Genomic DNA, 15,902 nt, shown 5'->3' on the forward strand with positions numbered 1-15,902 from the left:
GCTCGCTGTTCAGGAGCGCCGTTCGCCCGCGCGCATGAGCCCGCGGAAGATCCGCTCGTACGCCCGCGCGATCACCGGGTAGTCCAGTCGCTCCAGGGCGCGGCGTTGCTGCGCCCGCCCGGCCTCGCGGCGTGCCGCCTCGTCCGTCGCCAGGCGCGTCGCCAGGCGCCAGTAGTCGTCCAGCGAGTCCACGCCGCCCCAGGCGGGGTCATCGCCCGCCAGGTCCGCGCCGATGCACTCGGCGTGGCGCGGGCCGGCACGCACCGCGACCACCGGCACGCCCGCGCCCATCGACTCGATCACGCTGTTCCCGCCCCCCTCGGGGTACTCGTTGAGCAGCAGGTCGCACGCCTTGAGCACCTGGGGCACGTCGCGCCGCGCCCCCAGGAACACGCAGCGGGCCGCCACGTCATTGGCCCGGTCTCCCGCGCCCGCCGCGATGGCCCGCGTGAGCCCGTCTGTCTCGCAGGCGCCCACGCCCACCCACCACGCGTCGGGCGTGCGCGCCAGGAACGCGCCCAGGTCGCGCGCGAACGTCGTCGCGAGCATGCGGCGCTCGAGCGCGTTCGAGACGCTCGCCAGCACCACCGCCCGCGCGGGCAGCCCGAGCGACGCCCGGGTGCACGCGAGCGCCTGGGCCGCCCCGCCGGCGTCGCCCCCGCTCGTCTCGACGCCCGCGTCGCGGATGCCCATCGCCGCCAGCCCCGGCGCATCGGCGCGCCGCCGGCGCGGGTTGTTGAAGATCACCGCGTCCACGCCCCGCAGCACCAGGGGCGAGCCCACGCTCAGCACGCACTGCGTCGGCGCGACGCGTGCCCAGGCCATCCCCGCCTGCACGGGGCAGGCGCTGCTCGCCACGAACACGGCCAGGTCGATCGGCGCCTCGCGTGCCAGATCGCGCATGAGCGCCACGCCGTCGCGCGCGCCGTCGACGAAGGTGCCCCCGGCGTGCAGCACGCGCACCGGGGCGTGCGCGCGGAGTCGCGCGAGCGTCGGAGCGCCCACGCGTTCGGAGGGCGCGTCGGGCTGGCGCAGGAACGTCAGCGCGGGGTCGCGCCGCGTGGCCTCTTCCGCCACGACCACCACGGGATCGAACGCCCGCCGATCGTGCAACGCGACCAGCCGCGCGATCGTCGCGCTCGCCGCCTGTCCTTCCACCACCGACCCCACCACGTACACCAGGCGCGCCGGGCGCCCGCGCGGGATCGGCGCGGCCTCTCGCACGCCCGGGGAAAGCCCCGCCTGCGCGAAGGCCCGCTCGTACAGGCTCCCGAGCGCCGCCGCCTCGGGCACGCCCCGCAGGAACGCCTGCGAGTACTGCTGGATGTCCGCCACGGCCGCCGCGGCGATCGCCTCGACGGCGTCCGCACCTCGGCCGTCCTGCAGCGCGAGCACGGCGTGCTTGAGGCACCCGCCCACGAGCGGCCCCAGCACCGCGCCCCGTGCGCCCCCCGCGCGCTCTCGCTCGGGAGACCCTTCCCGCGCGTGCGGCGGCGGCTGATCGATCGTGACGCTCATGCCGTTCATGCGGCCTATCCATCGGCTGTTTCGGGGATGGGCGTCTGCGACGCTGGTTCGGCGGAGAAGTGTGAACGACGATTCCTCAGTTGTCCGATAACGCCGGGTCGGGGGCGGGGGATCCGCCCCGAGTGAGCAGCGGAGACCGTGATGACAGACACCACCACCGTGATCGGGCGCGGCTGCACGTTCAAGGGCGAACTCGTGATCTCGGGGGCATGCCGCGTGCTGGGCACGCTCGAGGGCTCGATCCGCGCCGAGCCCGCCCCGGGCGAGGACGCGCCGAGCGAGGTCCGCATCGAGGGGTCGAGCGCCACGAACGCGCGCATCGAGGCCGACCGCGTCGTCGTCGAGGGCGTGCTGTCGGGCGACGTCGTCGCGCGCACGTCGCTGCACCTGGGGCGCGACGCGCGGGTGAAGGGTGACGTCATCGCCGGGGCGCTCTCCGTCAGCGAGGGCGCCTCCTTCGAGGGACGCGTCTGCGTCGGGCCCGACGCGGTGCGGACGTTCTCGCCCGCCCCGGCCTCGCCCGAGCGGCGCCCGCTGCCCGAGGTCGTCGTCCCGGCGAGCAAGCCCGCCGCGGCGCGCCACGCGCCCGCCGGCGCCTCGCTCTCCCCCGCCGCCGCCGGCACCGACGACTGGCTCGCCGACGCGCTCAAGACCACACGCGCCGAATCGATCCGCTGGAACGGCGGGGTGAACGGCGGGGTGAACGGCGGCGGGAGCGTCGCGCCGTGAGCACGCGCGAACTGCTCGCCCCCGCGCACCCGGGGCGACAGGTCGTCTGCCCGCATTGCCGGCGCGTCCTCACCGTCGCCCGACGCGCCATGAGCACCACCTGCGCCTCGTGCTACAAGGGCGTCACCCTCGAGGACACCGTCGTGCGGGGCGCCTGGTCCGGCCCGGTCGCCACCGGGGGCAACGTCACCGTCGCGCGCGGCGCCTCGTGCGGCGGGCGGGGCGGGCTCCGCGCCTCGGGCGATGTCGACGTCCAGGGCACCGTGCGGGGCGATGTCGCCAGCGGGGGCTCGGTCCGGGTCTCCAGCCGCGGCTGCGTCGAAGGGTGCGTCCACGCCACCAGCCTGCTCGTCGAGCCCGGGGGCACGCTCGTCGCGCCCACGGTGCGCATCGCCCCGCCCTGACGCGCGCCGGTGCCGGCGAATTCGCACGCCCGCGCGCGGTACGATCGCCCGTGCTCCACGTCGCGATGCGCATGCTCTTTGGTGATCGCTCCAAGTACGCCACGCTCGTGGCGGGCCTGGCGTTCGCCGCGTTGCTCATGTGCCAGCAGGGCGCGATCTTCCTGGGGCTGCTCACGCAGGCGACCGGCCCGCTCCAGAACATCCGCCAGCCGGACCTGTGGGTCGCCGACCCCGGCATCCAGTGGATCTCGGAGTACAGGGCGCTCTCCGACGAGAAGCTGGCGCGGGTGCGCAGCGTCCCGGGCGTCAGGTGGGCCGAACCCCTGTTCAACGCCTACGCCGTCACCGAGCTGCCCGACAACAACTTCAAGCGCGTGCAGATCATCGGCATCGCGCGCACGACGCTCGTCGGACGCCCCGAGGAGATGATCGAAGGACGCGTCGAGAACCTCTGGCAGCCCGACGCGATCATCGTCGAGGAGAACTCGGCGGTGCTGATGGGCGGCGTGCGCATGGGCGACGTCATCAAGATCAACGACCAGCGCGCGGTCGTCGTCGGCATCGCACGGGCCAAGCGCGGCTTCGAGAGCAACGGCATCATCTACACGACGTTCGACAACGCCGTGCAGTTCAGCCCCACGGGTCGCGAGACCATCAGCTACGTGCTCGTGAAGGTGAAGGACGGGTTCGACATCGCCGAGGTGCAATCACGCATCAGCGCGCTGGGCGACGTGGCGGCGTTCACGCCCGGCGAGTTTCGCGCGCGCTCCACACGGTTCATCATCGTCGCCACCGGCATCGGCGTGAACTTCGGCATCACCATCACGCTGGGCTTCGTCGTCGGGCTGCTGCTCTCCGCGGCGATCTTCTACCAGTTCACGCTCGAGAACCTCCGGTCCTTCGCCGTGCTGAAGGCGATGGGCACCTCCACCCTGCGTCTGGTGGGCATGGTGCTGATGCAGGCGCTGGTGGTGGGCGTCATCGGGTTCGGGATCGGCGCGGGGGTCGCGGGGCTGTTCACGCTGCTGTCGCGCAAGGCCGACAGCGACCTCTCGACGTACTTCCCCTGGCCCCTGCTCGTGGGGTCGTTCTTCGCGACGCTGCTGACCATCGGCGTGGGCAGCCTGCTGAGCATCCGCCGGGTGATCACGGTCTCGCCGGGCACGGTCTTCTCGTCGTAGCGGCGCACGCGTGCTCGGCGCGCGTTCCCTACGCTTGGCGCGTGATCCGCTGGCTCACCATCGTGCTGTCGGTGCTCGGCCTGGGCGTGGGCGTCTACGCCGTCGCGACGGCGGACGAGACGCCCCCGCAACTTCCCCTCGCGCGTCCCGCGTCGGTGAACCCGTTCGACCGTGGCGTGGCGGCGCTGGGCATCGTCGAGCCCGCGGGCCGCGACGTGGGCGTGCTGCCCCCCGAGCCCGGGCTGGTCGTCAAGGTGCACGTGGAGGTCGGGCAGCAGGTGCGGGCCGGCGAGGCGCTCTTCGAGCTCGACCAGCGGGCGCTGCAGGCCGATCTCGTCCGCGCACGGGCGGCGGTGGCGGCGGCGCAGGCGGAGATCGACCGGTGGCACGCGCTGCCGCGCGTCGAGGACGTGCCCGCCTTCGAGGCCGATGTCAGCCGCGCACGCGCGCTGCTGAAAGACCGCGAGGACACGCTCGCCCGGACGCGCGAGGCCTCGCAGCGCGGGAGCGGGAACGAGCGCGAGATCTTCGCGGCGCAGTTCGCGGTCGACGTCGCGCAGGCCGAACTCGCCCGCGCCGAGGCCGACCTCGCCAAGCTCCGCGCGGGCGGGTGGAAGCCCGATCTGCAGATCGCGACCGCGCTCTTCGACCAGCGGCGGGCCGAGGTGCTGGCCCTCGAGATGCTCGTCGATCGTCTCACCGTGCGGGCCGCCCGCGATGGCACGGTGCTCCGTCGCTCCGTCGAGCCCGGGGACTACGTCAACGTCGACGCCCGCCAGCCGGCGCTCATCGTCGGCGACCTGGGGCGCCTGGCGGTGCGGGCGCAGGTCGACGAAGAGGACATCGCCCTGGTGACCGCGCAGAGCCCGGCGGTCGCGAAGACCCGCGGCGCCCTGCCCATCGACCTGCCGCTAAAACTGCTGCGCATCGAGCCGTACGCGCGGCCCAAGTCGGACCTTACCGGCGACAACCTCGAGCGCGTGGACACGCGCGTGATCGACGTGGTGTACGAGGTCGTGGGCTCGCCCGGCCGCCCGGTGTACCCGGGGCAGGCGGTCGACGTGTTCATCGAGGCGGGGATGTAACGCGGGGGTAGCACGCATCGTGGGATTTCCATGCTCGTGGATGGCTGCGGCCGTGCCGGTGGCCGGCGACGGGTCGGGCATCCTTGGAATCAGCCCCCCGGTCCTGTTCTTCGCGCTGGGCGTGCTCGCGTCCCTGGTGAGATCGAACCTGCGGATGCCCAAGGCCATCACCAAGGGGCTGTCGCTCTACCTCATGTGGGCCATCGGCTTCAAGGGGGGTGTGGAGCTCGCCCGCGACGGGCTGTCCACGCAGGGGCTCGTCTCCATCGCGCTCGCGTTGGCCTTCGCGTTCCTGGTCCCGCTCGGGTGCTTCCCCGTGCTGCGCCGGCTGACGGACCGCGCGAACGCGGCGGCGCTGACGGCGGTCTACGGGTCCGTCAGCGTCGTGACCTTCCTGACCGCGGTCGCCATGCTCCATGAGCAAGGCATCGAATCGGGCGGGCACATGGTCGCCGCGATGACCCTCATGGAGTTTCCCGCCATCGTCGTGGGCGTCGCGCTGCTCCGCATGGGTGAACAGCCCGCGCCCGGCCAGGCCCCGGCCCGGCGGTGGGGGTTCCTGCTCCACGAGTCGCTCCTCAACGGGCCCGTCCTGCTGCTGCTGGGCAGCCTCACCATCGGTGCGCTCACCGGCGAGCACGGCTACCGCGCCTTCAAGCCCCTCTGCACCGACGTCTTCCCCGGCGTCCTCGCCTTCTTCCTGCTCGACATGGGACTGCTCGCGGCGGCCCGGCGGCGAGACATCCTCGCGATCCCCAAGACCCTGCTCGTCTTCGGAATCGCCGCCCCGGTAACCTCCGGCGTCATCGCGCTGGGCGCTGCCCGGGCGTGCGGCGTGGCGCTCGGAGACGGGATCCTGCTGGGCGTGCTGGCGGCGTCGGCGTCGTACATCGCGGCGCCCGCGGCGTTGCGCCTCGCCGTGCCCCAGGCCAAGCCCGCGCTCTACATCTCGCTCGCCCTGGGCGTCACATTCCCGTTCAACATCACGCTGGGGATCCCGCTGCTGACGGGCATCGCGCAGCGGCTCTGGTAACGCGACTATTCCTCGTCGCCCCGCAGTTTCGCCACGACGCTGAAATCCTCGAGCGTGGTCGTGTCCTGCGTGATCTTCTCCACGCCCGCGGCGACGTCTCGCAGCAGGCGGCGCATGATCTTCCCGCTGCGCGTCTTGGGCAGCCCCTCGGCGAAGCGCACCTGATCGGGGCGCGCGATGGGCCCGATCTCGTGCGCCACGTGGGCCGCCAGGTCTTTCTTCAGGCCTTCGTCCGGCGCCCGGCCGTTCGCCGCGAGCCACGCGGGGCGCAGCGTGACGAACGCGCAGATGCCCGTGCCCTTGATCTCGTGCGGCATGCCGACGACCGCGGCCTCGGCGACGCCCGGGTGGCTCACCAGCGCGCTCTCCACCTCCATGGTGCCCAGGCGATGCCCCGACACGTTGATGACGTCGTCGACGCGCCCCATGACCCAGAAGTGCCCGTCCTCGTCGCGCCGCGCGCCGTCGGCCGAGAAGTAATACGCCTCGCCGGTCGCGGGGTCCTTGAGGCGCGACCAGTACCCCGCGATGTACCGGTCCCGGTTGCCGTACACCCCGCGCAGCATCCCGGGCCAGGGCTTGCGGATCGCCAGCAGACCCCCCGCGTTCGGCGGGAGTTCTTCGCCCCGCTCGTTCACCACCGCGGCGTCGATCCCGAACATCGGCAGCGCACAACTGCCGGGCTTCGTCGAAATCGCGCCGGGCAGCGGCGTCAGCACGTGCCCGCCCGTCTCGGTCTGCCAGTACGTGTCGACCACCGGGCACGCGTCGCGCCCGATGTGCCGGCGGTACCACATCCACGCCTCGGGGTTGATCGGCTCGCCCACGGTGCCCAGCACCCGCAGGTGCGAGAGGTCGTGGCGGGCCGGGTGGTCGTCGCCCCACTTCATGAACGTGCGGATGGCGGTGGGCGCGGTGTAGAGCTGCGTGACGCGATGGCGCGAGGCGATGTCCCAGAAGCGGTCGTTGCCGGGAAAGTTCGGCGCGCCCTCGTAGATGAGCGTCGGCACGCGGTTCGACATCACGCCGTAGATCACGTACGAGTGCCCGGTGATCCACCCGACATCGGCGGTGCACCAGAAGACCTGCCCCACGCCCGGCACGAGGTTGAACGTGAGGCGCGCGGTCATGTTGGTGTAGACCAGGTACCCGCCCGTGGTGTGCAAGATGCCCTTGGGCTTGCCGGTGCTCCCGCTCGTGTAGAGCAGGAACAGCGGGTCCTCGCTGCCCATCGGAGCGCACGGGCAATCCTCGCTCGCCTGCGCGGCCGCGTCGTGCCACCAGACGTCGCGCCCGCCGAACCACTGCACGCGCGTGCCCGTGCGCTGCAGCACCAGCACGCTGCGCACCTTCTGTGGCGTGGTCGAGAGCGCGTCGCACGCCTCGTCCACGTTCTTCTTGAGATCCACGACCTCGCCCCGCCGGAACCCGCCGTCCGCCGTGATGATCACGGCGCTCTTGGCGTCGGTCACGCGCTCGACGATCGCGTGCGGCGCGAACCCGCCGAAGATCACGCTGTGCACCGCCCCGATGCGCGCGCACGCGAGCACCGCGATGACCAGTTCCGGCACCATGGGCATGTAGATCGTCACGACGTCGCCCTTGCGGACGCCCAGGCTCTTCAGCACGTTGCCCACCCGGGCCGTCTCACGCTGCAACTCGCGGTAGCGCAGCCAGCGCAGCTCGTGCATCGGCGCGTAGACCGACGTCGCGGCGGGGTGCATGGTGCGCCGGGAGAGCGGCTCGCCCTCCCAGATCAGGCCGACCTCCTCGCCATGCCCCGCCTCGACGTGCCGATCGACGCAGTTGTAGCAGGCGTTCAGCGTCGCGCCGTCGAACCACCGCGCGTCCGGGGCCTTCCACTCCAGCACCCGGTCCCACGGGCTGAACCACGAGATCTCGCGGGCCATCTCGGCCCAGAACACCTCGGGCTCGCGCAGCGAGCGCTCGTGCAGGGCGCGGTACTGCTCCATGGACGCGACGTGCCAATGGGGCATGACCGGCGAGGTCTCGCGCGAAGGCGGGAACGAACGCGTCTCGGTGAGCACGGAACGGATGGTGTCGCTCATGGCGCCCAGCATACCGGCGCCGCAACCGTTCTCGAAGCGCGCCGGTACGCTCAGGCCGAAAGGAGCCTCCGCCATGCACGCACGCCACGCCCCGCGACGCCGCCGGATGCGCGCGTCACGCCGCCTCTTCGCCCCGGCGTCCCTCGCCTCGGCATCCCTCGCCCGGGCCACGTTCGTGCTGGCGGCCCTCGCCATCCTCGCGCCCGCACGCGCGTGGGGCCAGCCCGAGCCCGCGCCCTTCTGGCGGGGCGGCGAGGGCGGCGACGTCGTCGCGGGCGACCTCGGAAAGCAGCTCGACGACGCCGTCCGCCGCGCCACCTACGGGCAGTTCTGGGGGTGCGTGCTCGCGGCCAAGGACGGCGAGATCGTGCTCGCCAAGGGCTACGCCCTCGCGAACGACGAGCTCGAGCCCATCACCGGCGACACCCTGCTCGAACTCGCCTCGGTCTCCAAGGCCTTCACCGCCGCCGCCATCCTCCGCCTTGAGATGCAGGGCAAACTCACGCTCGACGACCCGATCGCCATGCACCTGGCGAGCGTGCCCGACGACAAGCGGGGCGTCACCATCCGCCACCTGCTCACCCACACCTCGGGCATCCCGCAGCCCGAGGGCGGCTTCGACGCCGACGAGCGCGAGCGCGTCGTGCCCGTGCTGCTCGGGCCGCGCATGAAGTCGCCGCCCGGCGCCGCGTTCGCGTACAGCAACGCCGGGTACTGGCTACTGGCGGCGATCGTCGAGCGTGTCTCGGGCCGCTCGTTCGAGGAGTTCGTGCGCGACGAAGTGTTCCGCCCCGCGGGGATGGGCTCGACGTTCGCGCAGACCGACCCGACGCTCGACCTCTCTCGCTGCGCGGTGCGCGTCTCGCGCGGGCGCACGGTCGGCAACGCCGGGCAGTGCCCGTACCCGTTCGCCTGGGGCTACCGGGGCTCGGGGGGCGTGGTCACCAGCGCGCGCGACATGTTCGCGTGGGACCGCGCGCTCCGCGGGGGGGAGTTCCTCGCTGACGCGCAGCGCACCGCGATGTTCACGCCCGCGCTGGGCAACTACGCCCTCGGCTGGACCATCAGCACCGGCCCGCTCGGGCGCGTCGCGTCGCACACCGGGGGCGTCGCGGGCTTCCGCGTCGTGTTCACGCGCTGGCTCGACACCGACGCCTGCGTGCTCGTCATCACCAACGAACAGCACGACCCGAGCGCGATCAGCGCCGTGGTCACCGGCCTCCTCCTGCCCGGCGCCTCGGAATCCTCGCGCGTCGTGCTCCGCGTCGGCGGGATGGCGGCCAACGAGCACGGCAGGGTCCGCGCCCCCGACGACACCGAAGGCCGCGTGCGCACGCCCGACGCGGGCGCTCCGGCCCTGGAGTTTGGCCCCCCCGGCGCGCCGCCCGTGGTGACCATCGCCCTCCCGCGCGAGGCGATGATGAAGGCCGCCGATTCGCTCGTGCGATTCGGCTCGGGCGCCCGCGCGGGCGAGCACGCCTCGCCCCGCGTGATCCTCGAGGTGTACACGCGTGCGTACCAGGGCATGGGCGACACCATCGAACTCGCCGACGCCGGCCTCACCGTCACGGTCTCGCCGGGCAGCCCGCACCGCGAGCCCGACGCCCTTCGGCGGGTGACCATGATCGTCCAGGACCCCGCCCGCTCGTTCTGGCCGGTGTTCGTGAAGATGGACGCCCACGACGCGCGGGCGCTCGGGGAGCGCCTTCGCGCCGCCCTCGGGGCGCGGTAGGATCGTCGCGGCCCGCGCGCGACGCGCGCGCCGACGACCCGCCAGGAGGCACGCATGGACTTCTCGTTCACGTACAAGCGCAACACGACCGGCACCGGCGCGCAGCCCGCCGCCGGCGAGCCCGAGGGCAAGGCCCAGTACGACAAGCTCCGCGGGTGCGGGCTGGTGATCAACAAGCCGCACGGCTACTACGACATGGTCCGGGGCAAGCTCGACGATCCCTTCCGCAAGCGCCCGTACGAGGCGCTGCTGCTCGTCATGGCCTCCGAGCGCGAGTACGGCGAGTTCTGGTCGAACAACGTCGTGCTCGTCAAGAAGTCCGACGCGCCCGGCGAGGCCGAACTCGCCGACGCCTACACGCACATCAAGCGCCTCATCGGCGAGGAAGTGCCCATGGGCGACGGCTCGGCCGGCACGAACTACGACACCGGCGGGCTCCAGTTCACCGCCGAGATCAACTCCAACAGCGAGACCTGGGACCTGGAGAGCGGGGACGTGCTCTCGCAGTTGTACGCGAAGGTCGGCGCCGCCCTCGCCGCCGCCGGCCCGGGGCGCCTCGCGCGCTGGGACGTGCCCGAGGGCTCGCTGCTGGTGTACATGAACGAGAGCGATGTCGCCGACCTGCGCGAGACCACGAGCCTGTCCTGGAGCGTGCAGGAGTAGCGCCGACGCGGGGGACCGAACCCGGCGTCAGTGCGAACCCTCGGTGACGCGCAGCACCTCGTGCACGGTGGTGACGCCCTTGGCCACCTTGCGCATGCCGTCGGCGCGGAGCGTCACCATCCCGCGCTCGATGCACGTCCGCCGGAACTCGGCGACGTTCGGGTTGCGCGCGATGAGATCGCGGAGCTGGTCGTCCACGACGAGCATCTCGTAGATGCCCACGCGTCCGGAGTACCCGGACTTGCGGCATTTGTCGCACCCCTTCGCCGCCCAGATCTCGTCGGAGTCCATCGCGTGCATCGCGAGGAACTCGCGCATCTCGTCGCCCGGGGCCTCCGTCGCCTTGCAGTGCACGCACAGGCGGCGGAGCAGGCGCTGGGCCAGCACCGCGTTGACCGCCGCGCCCACCAGGAACGGCTCGAGCCCGATGTTCACCAGGCGCGTGATCGAGCTGGGCGCGTCGTTGGTGTGCAGCGTGCTGAGCACCAGGTGCCCGGTCAGGGCGGCCTGCACCGCCGTGATCGCCGTCTCGTGGTCGCGGATCTCGCCCAGCATGATCACGTCCGGGTCCTGGCGGAGCAGCGCCTTGAGCGCCAGCGCGAAGGTCATCCCCGCCTTCTCGTGCACCTGCGTCTGCACGATCCCCTCGAGCGTGTACTCCACCGGGTCCTCGACGGTCGAGATGTTCATCGAGTTGCGGTCGAGCTGGCGCAGCGACGCGTACAGCGTGGTCGTCTTGCCCGAGCCCGTCGGGCCCGTCACCAGCACGATCCCGTGCGGGCTCTCGACCTGGCCCTTCCAGATGTGCAGGGTGTCCTGGTCGAACCCCAGGTCGTCCAGGTTTACGCTGATCGACTTCTCGTTCAGGATTCGCATCACGGTCTTCTCGCCGCCCACGCACGGCAGCGTCGAGACACGCAGGTCCACCTTGCGCCCCTGCACCGTGCACCGGATGCGCCCGTCCTGCGGGATGCGCCGCTGGTCGATCGCCATCCCCGCCATGATCTTGATGCGGCTCGTGATCGCCGCCGCCATCGCCCCCGGCGGGTTCAGCGACTCGTACAGCTCGCCGTCGATGCGGAATCGCACCTTGATCTTCTTCTCGCTGGGCTCGATGTGGATGTCGCTCGCCCCCTGCGAGATCGCCAGCTGGATGATGTGGTTCACGTACCGGATGACCGGCCCGTCGTCCGCCGCCTTCTCGAGGTCGACCTCCTCCGACTTCTTCTCGTCGACCTGGACGTCGCCCTCCTGCACCTCCGCCAGGATCTGCGAGACGTCCACGTCCTCGGACTTGTCCGTCTCCCCCACGATCTCCAGCGCGCCCTTGATGTCGTCGTTCGTCGTCAGCACGAACTTGACCGGCACCCCGCAGCGCTGGCGGACCTCGTCGAGCAGGAACGGGTTGTTCGGCTGCGTCGTCGCCACCACCAGGCGCTGCCCGTCCATCCGCAGCGGGATCAGCGCGTTGGACTTGCAGAACACGGGCGTCAGACGCTGCAGCATCTTCCCGTCGAACCCGCCGTCCAGCCCCTTCTCGAAGTCGATCCGCTCGAACGGGATGCCCGCCAGGTCCGCGACCGCCCGCGCCACCCCGGATTCGTCCGCGCCCTGCTCGATCAGCACGTCCGCCAGGTGCCGCCCCGGGCTCGCCTTCACCACCTGCTGCGCCGTGTTCAGTTTCTCCGGGGTGATGATCCCCTGCGTCACGAGCAGTTCACCCAGCTCGCGGCTCGAGGCCTCGCGCTCCTCGGGGCGGTAGATCTCCGCCAGCGCCGGGCCCACGCTGGGCGCCGACGACGCCAGCTTCTTCTTCGACGCCGGGTCGGCCAGCACCGGCAGGTTGCCCCCCGCCCCGAACGCCCGCTGGTTCGCCGGCATGCTCGGCAGGGGCGAGAAGCTCTCCTCGGCCTGATCGACGCGGTGGGGCTTCTTGAGGGGCGAGCCCCGCTTCTCCCCGCCCTTCCCGTCGCCCGTGTCGTCGACGCCGAGCTCGCTCAGGATGTCGTCGATGTTGTACTTGCCCACGCCGCCTCCTGCTCGGGGTCGCGCTCTACCGCGGACTCTTCGGCCCCGGCTTGCCCATCTTGACCGGCGCCCGGCGCGGCTGGTCCGTGCGACGGTCGTCCATCGTCAGCGTGAACACCTGCCCGTCGGCCTCGAGCGTCACGCTCCGCCCCTCGATCCCCGAGACCGTGAACAGCTTCGCGACCCGGTCGCCCACGCGCACCGTCTCGTCGTCGATGCGCGCCAGGGGCGACCGCCCGCCCATCACGCTCTGCAGACGCAGCGAGGCCAGCGCGTCGACCAGCTCCTGCCGGCGTGCGGCCGCTCGCTCCGCCGCCTCGCGCGCCGCGACCTCCTCGGGCGTCGGGCCGGCGGGAACCTCCGTCCCGTGCTCGGTGATCGTCGCGGTCCCCGTGTCGAGCATGAACGGGCTGCGCCCGAACTCGCCCAGCGCCACGTCCAGCGGGGTCTGCACGCGCGCCAGGTCCGCCATGATGCGCTGGTAGGTGCGCGCCTTCTCGGCGTCGGGCTCGGTGTACTCGACCTTGATCTCCTCGAAGCTGACGCCCGCGCGCGTGCCCTCGCGGCGCATCCACCAGAGCGAGATCGCCGACACGCCGATCACCAGCGCGAAGATCACCACCTGCGTCGAGCCGCGACGCTTCGGCGGGCGCTGCCCCGCGAGTTCCTCGGGCGAGAGCCCCGCGAACGGCGCCGCGGCCTCGGGCCCGCGCGGCGCCTCCGACGGGACCGCCAACGATCGGGTGTCCTGGCTCATCGCGACGTGCCCTCCTTGACGCCCGCCGCCACGGGCGGCGCGCCGTCCTGGAAATAGATGCTCAGCGTGAACTCCGCCTTCAGCTCCACGCCGTCCTTGGGCTGCCCGGTCAGCTTGAGATCATGAATCCGGGTGATCCGCGGGAGCTTCTCCATCTGCGCGAGGAACGTGAAGAACCCCAGGAACGAGCCCGACACCTCCATGTCGAGGGGCTGCTCCATGTAGATCCCGCTGGGCACGGGCTTGGCCGACTTGATCGCCGGGGGCTCCAGCCCCGCCGCCACCGCCAGGTCCGAGACCCGCCGCACGAGCCCGTCGATCTCCTTCCCGCTGGGGAGACGCTGCTCGATGAGCGTGATGCTCCGCGTGATCTCCTCGTTCGCGCGCACGAGGTCCGCGTCGCGGTCCCCGATCTCGGCGAGCTTGGTGAGGTACTTCTCCTTCTGCTCGCACTCTTCCCGGTCCGTGTCGAGCTTGGCGTTGGTGGGCTTGAACACGAGGAAATAGCTCGCCACGGGAAGCCCGACCACCACCAGCAGCACGCACACCGTCCGCATGCCGACGTTCATGTCTTTACTCCTTCTCCGACGCCGCGGCGCTCGCCGCGCCGTCCGCCCGGGCCTGCTCCGCCACCCACCGCGTCCGCTCCGCCACCAGGCGCGACAGCGACTGCGCCAGCCCGGTCGTGTCCAGCTCGGTCCGCAGCTGCGCGGTCACCTGGAACTTGCGGTAGTCGCTCCCGCGCTCCGACGATTCGCGGATGAACGCCATCTCCACCTTGTCCAGCACCGGCGACTGCTTCAGCGACGCCAGGTAGTCCGCGATGTCCTGGTTCTTGACCGCCGTCCCCTCGAGCGTGAGCGCGTACGTGAACCGGGGGACCTGCGGCTTCACCCGCTCGGGCTCCTTGGCCTCGGGCTTCACCTTCGCCGCGAACTTGCCCGCCAGGCTCTTCACCGCCGGGGGCTTGGCCCCCGGCGGGGGCGCCACCTCCACCTTCGGACGCGTGCTCTTGATCACCAGCGAGTCCAGCCGCATGTCCGCGGGCATCCGCAGCGTCAGCTCGCCCAGCACCGCCCAGCGCGGAACCTTCTCCACCAGCGCCGAGGTGATCTCGGCCTTCTCCATCATCTGGGCCTGCTGCGACTCCAGCGACTTGAGCTGCGCGATCTTCTTCTCCGCCTCCTGGAACTGCTGGTTCACGAACTCCTTGCGCTTCGCGATCTTCTCCACCGACGCCTTCGTCACCACGAACGCGCCCATCACCCCCGCCAGCACCAGGGCGAACAGCGTCAGCGTGATGATGTTCGCGCGCCCCTCGGCCTTCGACCGGATGTAGTCCTCGGGGAGAAAGCTCGTGTTGCCTGGGCCCGTGGGCCGGTACGGGTTGCTCATGCGTTCCTCCGACGTCCTTCGTGCTGCCCGACCCTCACAGGTCCGTGGGGCTCAGGCACAACCCCAGCGCGACCGCCCACCCGGGCTGCGCCTGCGCCAGGTCCACGCCCAGCGCCGGCTCCTTCCCCGTCCGCGCCACCCGCGCCAGCGGATCGGCCATCTGCGCCGGCAGTTTCAGGGCCCGCGCGATCTGCTGACACAACCCGCGCGAACGCGCCTCACCGCCGATGAAGACCGCACGCTCCACCCGACGCTCCGGGAACTGCGACGCGTGATAACGCAGGCACATCGACACCTCGTCGGTCAGCATCTCCAGCGGCTCGCGCAGGTCCGTCCCCTCCGGGCCCGCCATCGCCGCCGGCTGCGCCAGGAACTCCGTCGAGAATCCCGCCCCGCCCCCGCCCTGACGCCGGTCCGGCGCCGGGATCCCCGCGGGCGATCCCGGCTGCCCGGCGTTCACGATCGTCTGCCCCAGCGCCCGGCGCTTCGCCGTCGCCTCCTCGGGCGTGCACTTGAGCTGCTTCACGATCGCGTCGTCGAACGTCCGCCCGCCCACGTGCACCACCCGCGCGAACGCCGGCGACAGCCCGTGCGCGATCATCACGTTCGTCGAGCTCGTCCCGATGTCCAGGTACAGCGTGTTCAGCGCCAGGTCGCCCTCGCGCCGGTGCGTCATGTCGAACGCCCGCAGGATCGCCGTGAACTCCGCGTGGATGCCCACCGGCTCCAGCTTCGCCGCCAGCATCCCCTGCATCAGCCGGTCCACCAGGTCGCGCGGCGCCGCCGTCACGACCACCTCCGCCTTGCCCCCCGTCCGCCCCGTGTCCACCTCCGACGCGCGGAAGACCACCGCCCCCGGGTCGCACTGGAACTGCGTCGGGACCGCCGCCGCCACCAGCGCGTCCAGCGCTACGCCCTCGGCCTTGGTGAACTGCATGTGCCGGCACGCCACGCGCCACGACGGAAGCGCGCACACCGCGCGCTTGCCCTTGAACCCCCCGTGCCGGATCAGTTTCGGGAGCGCGCCGAGCTGGAACTCCAGGCGCTTCGCGTGGTCGTAGATCAGGTCCTCGGGCGTCTCCATGCACGCCGCCGCCACCAGCGGGGGCGGGCTGCCGGAGGCCACCTGCAGGATCTTCAGCGAGCCCACGCCGAAATCCAGCGCGATGGGCGGGCCCGAGGTCACGCGCGACGCCGACGCGCCGGCGAGCTGATGCGTCAGCTTGTCCGCCAGCTTGTTCAGCGACGCGAAGCTCTTGAACGAGGAAAGGGCCATAGCACCGGATCTCCGCGACGCCT

The 15,902-nt window shown here is 71.8% G+C and carries 14 protein-coding genes; 7 read left to right on the forward strand and 7 right to left on the reverse strand.

Going from position 1 to position 15,902, the window contains the following annotated elements; genetic code table 11:
• Nucleotides 1–9: 9 nt before the first annotated feature.
• Nucleotides 10–1,527 (reverse strand): glycosyltransferase, encoded by a 1,518-nt coding sequence (locus SFY69_07885; GenBank protein ID MDX2131955.1) that lies wholly within the window; start codon nucleotides 1,525–1,527, stop codon nucleotides 10–12.
• 141 nt (nucleotides 1,528–1,668) lie between these two features.
• On the opposite strand from SFY69_07885, the gene SFY69_07890 reads away from it, so the two are divergent.
• From SFY69_07890 to SFY69_07910, 5 genes are read left to right on the forward strand one after another with little or no spacing between them, the layout of a single operon-like run.
• Entirely contained in the window at nucleotides 1,669–2,256 is a 588-nt protein-coding gene (locus SFY69_07890; GenBank protein ID MDX2131956.1) for a polymer-forming cytoskeletal protein, read from the forward strand.
• The gene (locus SFY69_07895; protein MDX2131957.1) at nucleotides 2,253–2,660 is read left to right on the forward strand and encodes a polymer-forming cytoskeletal protein; all 408 of its coding nucleotides are present in this window, start codon (nucleotides 2,253–2,255) and stop codon (nucleotides 2,658–2,660) included. The genes SFY69_07890 and SFY69_07895 overlap by 4 nt, the downstream gene beginning before the upstream one ends.
• Nucleotides 2,661–2,710: 50 nt before the next feature.
• Entirely contained in the window at nucleotides 2,711–3,841 is a 1,131-nt protein-coding gene (locus SFY69_07900) for an ABC transporter permease (GenBank protein MDX2131958.1), read from the forward strand.
• A 41-nt stretch (nucleotides 3,842–3,882) separates the two neighbouring features.
• Nucleotides 3,883–4,926 (forward strand): HlyD family efflux transporter periplasmic adaptor subunit, encoded by a 1,044-nt coding sequence (locus tag SFY69_07905; protein ID MDX2131959.1) that lies wholly within the window; start codon nucleotides 3,883–3,885, stop codon nucleotides 4,924–4,926.
• A gap of 40 nt (nucleotides 4,927–4,966) precedes the next feature.
• Nucleotides 4,967–5,959, forward strand: a complete 993-nt coding sequence (locus SFY69_07910; protein MDX2131960.1) for a sodium-dependent bicarbonate transport family permease — start codon at nucleotides 4,967–4,969, stop codon at nucleotides 5,957–5,959.
• Nucleotides 5,960–5,964: 5 nt separating this feature from the next.
• Here the strand turns inward: SFY69_07910 and acs are convergent, their stop codons facing one another.
• Complete coding sequence (acs, locus tag SFY69_07915; protein MDX2131961.1) at nucleotides 5,965–8,028, reverse strand: acetate--CoA ligase; 2,064 nt, start codon at nucleotides 8,026–8,028, stop codon at nucleotides 5,965–5,967.
• Nucleotides 8,029–8,101: 73 nt separating this feature from the next.
• Between acs and SFY69_07920 the strand changes: the two genes are divergently transcribed.
• Both SFY69_07920 and SFY69_07925 read left to right on the forward strand, forming a co-directional pair.
• Nucleotides 8,102–9,760: a serine hydrolase domain-containing protein gene (locus SFY69_07920; GenBank protein ID MDX2131962.1), complete on the forward strand. Its 1,659-nt coding sequence runs from the start codon at nucleotides 8,102–8,104 to the stop codon at nucleotides 9,758–9,760.
• Between the two features lie 54 nt (nucleotides 9,761–9,814).
• Nucleotides 9,815–10,423: a hypothetical protein gene (locus tag SFY69_07925; protein ID MDX2131963.1), complete on the forward strand. Its 609-nt coding sequence runs from the start codon at nucleotides 9,815–9,817 to the stop codon at nucleotides 10,421–10,423.
• A 27-nt stretch (nucleotides 10,424–10,450) separates the two neighbouring features.
• On the opposite strand, the gene SFY69_07930 is transcribed toward SFY69_07925, so the two are convergent.
• From SFY69_07930 to pilM, 5 genes are read right to left on the reverse strand one after another with little or no spacing between them, the layout of a single operon-like run.
• Nucleotides 10,451–12,451, reverse strand: coding sequence for an ATPase, T2SS/T4P/T4SS family (locus SFY69_07930; GenBank protein MDX2131964.1), 2,001 nt, complete (start codon nucleotides 12,449–12,451; stop codon nucleotides 10,451–10,453).
• Nucleotides 12,452–12,476: 25 nt separating this feature from the next.
• A complete protein-coding gene (locus SFY69_07935) occupies nucleotides 12,477–13,208 on the reverse strand; it encodes a hypothetical protein (protein MDX2131965.1) in 732 nt (243 codons plus the stop codon).
• Complete coding sequence (gene pilO / locus SFY69_07940; protein MDX2131966.1) at nucleotides 13,205–13,777, reverse strand: type 4a pilus biogenesis protein PilO; 573 nt, start codon at nucleotides 13,775–13,777, stop codon at nucleotides 13,205–13,207. Before pilO ends, SFY69_07935 begins: the two co-directional genes overlap by 4 nt.
• A gap of 4 nt (nucleotides 13,778–13,781) precedes the next feature.
• Nucleotides 13,782–14,603, reverse strand: a complete 822-nt coding sequence (locus tag SFY69_07945; GenBank protein MDX2131967.1) for a PilN domain-containing protein — start codon at nucleotides 14,601–14,603, stop codon at nucleotides 13,782–13,784.
• 34 nt (nucleotides 14,604–14,637) lie between these two features.
• A complete protein-coding gene (pilM, locus tag SFY69_07950) occupies nucleotides 14,638–15,879 on the reverse strand; it encodes a pilus assembly protein PilM (protein ID MDX2131968.1) in 1,242 nt (413 codons plus the stop codon).
• Nucleotides 15,880–15,902: the final 23 nt, after the last annotated feature.

The organism is Planctomycetota bacterium, assembly GCA_033763975.1.
GTDB lineage: Bacteria > Planctomycetota > Phycisphaerae > Phycisphaerales > UBA1924 > RI-211.

Excerpts from the sequence above, each read along its gene's own strand:
- SFY69_07885 (MDX2131955.1), bottom strand. The coding sequence starts at position 1,527 with ATGAACGGCATGAGCGTCACGATCGATCAGCCGCCGCCGCACGCGCGG.
- SFY69_07890 (MDX2131956.1), top strand. The coding sequence starts at position 1,669 with ATGACAGACACCACCACCGTGATCGGGCGCGGCTGCACGTTCAAGGGC.
- SFY69_07910 (MDX2131960.1), top strand. The coding sequence starts at position 4,967 with ATGGCTGCGGCCGTGCCGGTGGCCGGCGACGGGTCGGGCATCCTTGGA.
- acs (MDX2131961.1), bottom strand. The coding sequence starts at position 8,028 with ATGAGCGACACCATCCGTTCCGTGCTCACCGAGACGCGTTCGTTCCCG.
- SFY69_07920 (MDX2131962.1), top strand. The coding sequence starts at position 8,102 with ATGCACGCACGCCACGCCCCGCGACGCCGCCGGATGCGCGCGTCACGC.
- SFY69_07925 (MDX2131963.1), top strand. The coding sequence starts at position 9,815 with ATGGACTTCTCGTTCACGTACAAGCGCAACACGACCGGCACCGGCGCG.
- SFY69_07935 (MDX2131965.1), bottom strand. The coding sequence starts at position 13,208 with ATGAGCCAGGACACCCGATCGTTGGCGGTCCCGTCGGAGGCGCCGCGC.
- pilO (MDX2131966.1), bottom strand. The coding sequence starts at position 13,777 with ATGAACGTCGGCATGCGGACGGTGTGCGTGCTGCTGGTGGTGGTCGGG.
- SFY69_07945 (MDX2131967.1), bottom strand. The coding sequence starts at position 14,603 with ATGAGCAACCCGTACCGGCCCACGGGCCCAGGCAACACGAGCTTTCTC.
- pilM (MDX2131968.1), bottom strand. The coding sequence starts at position 15,879 with ATGGCCCTTTCCTCGTTCAAGAGCTTCGCGTCGCTGAACAAGCTGGCG.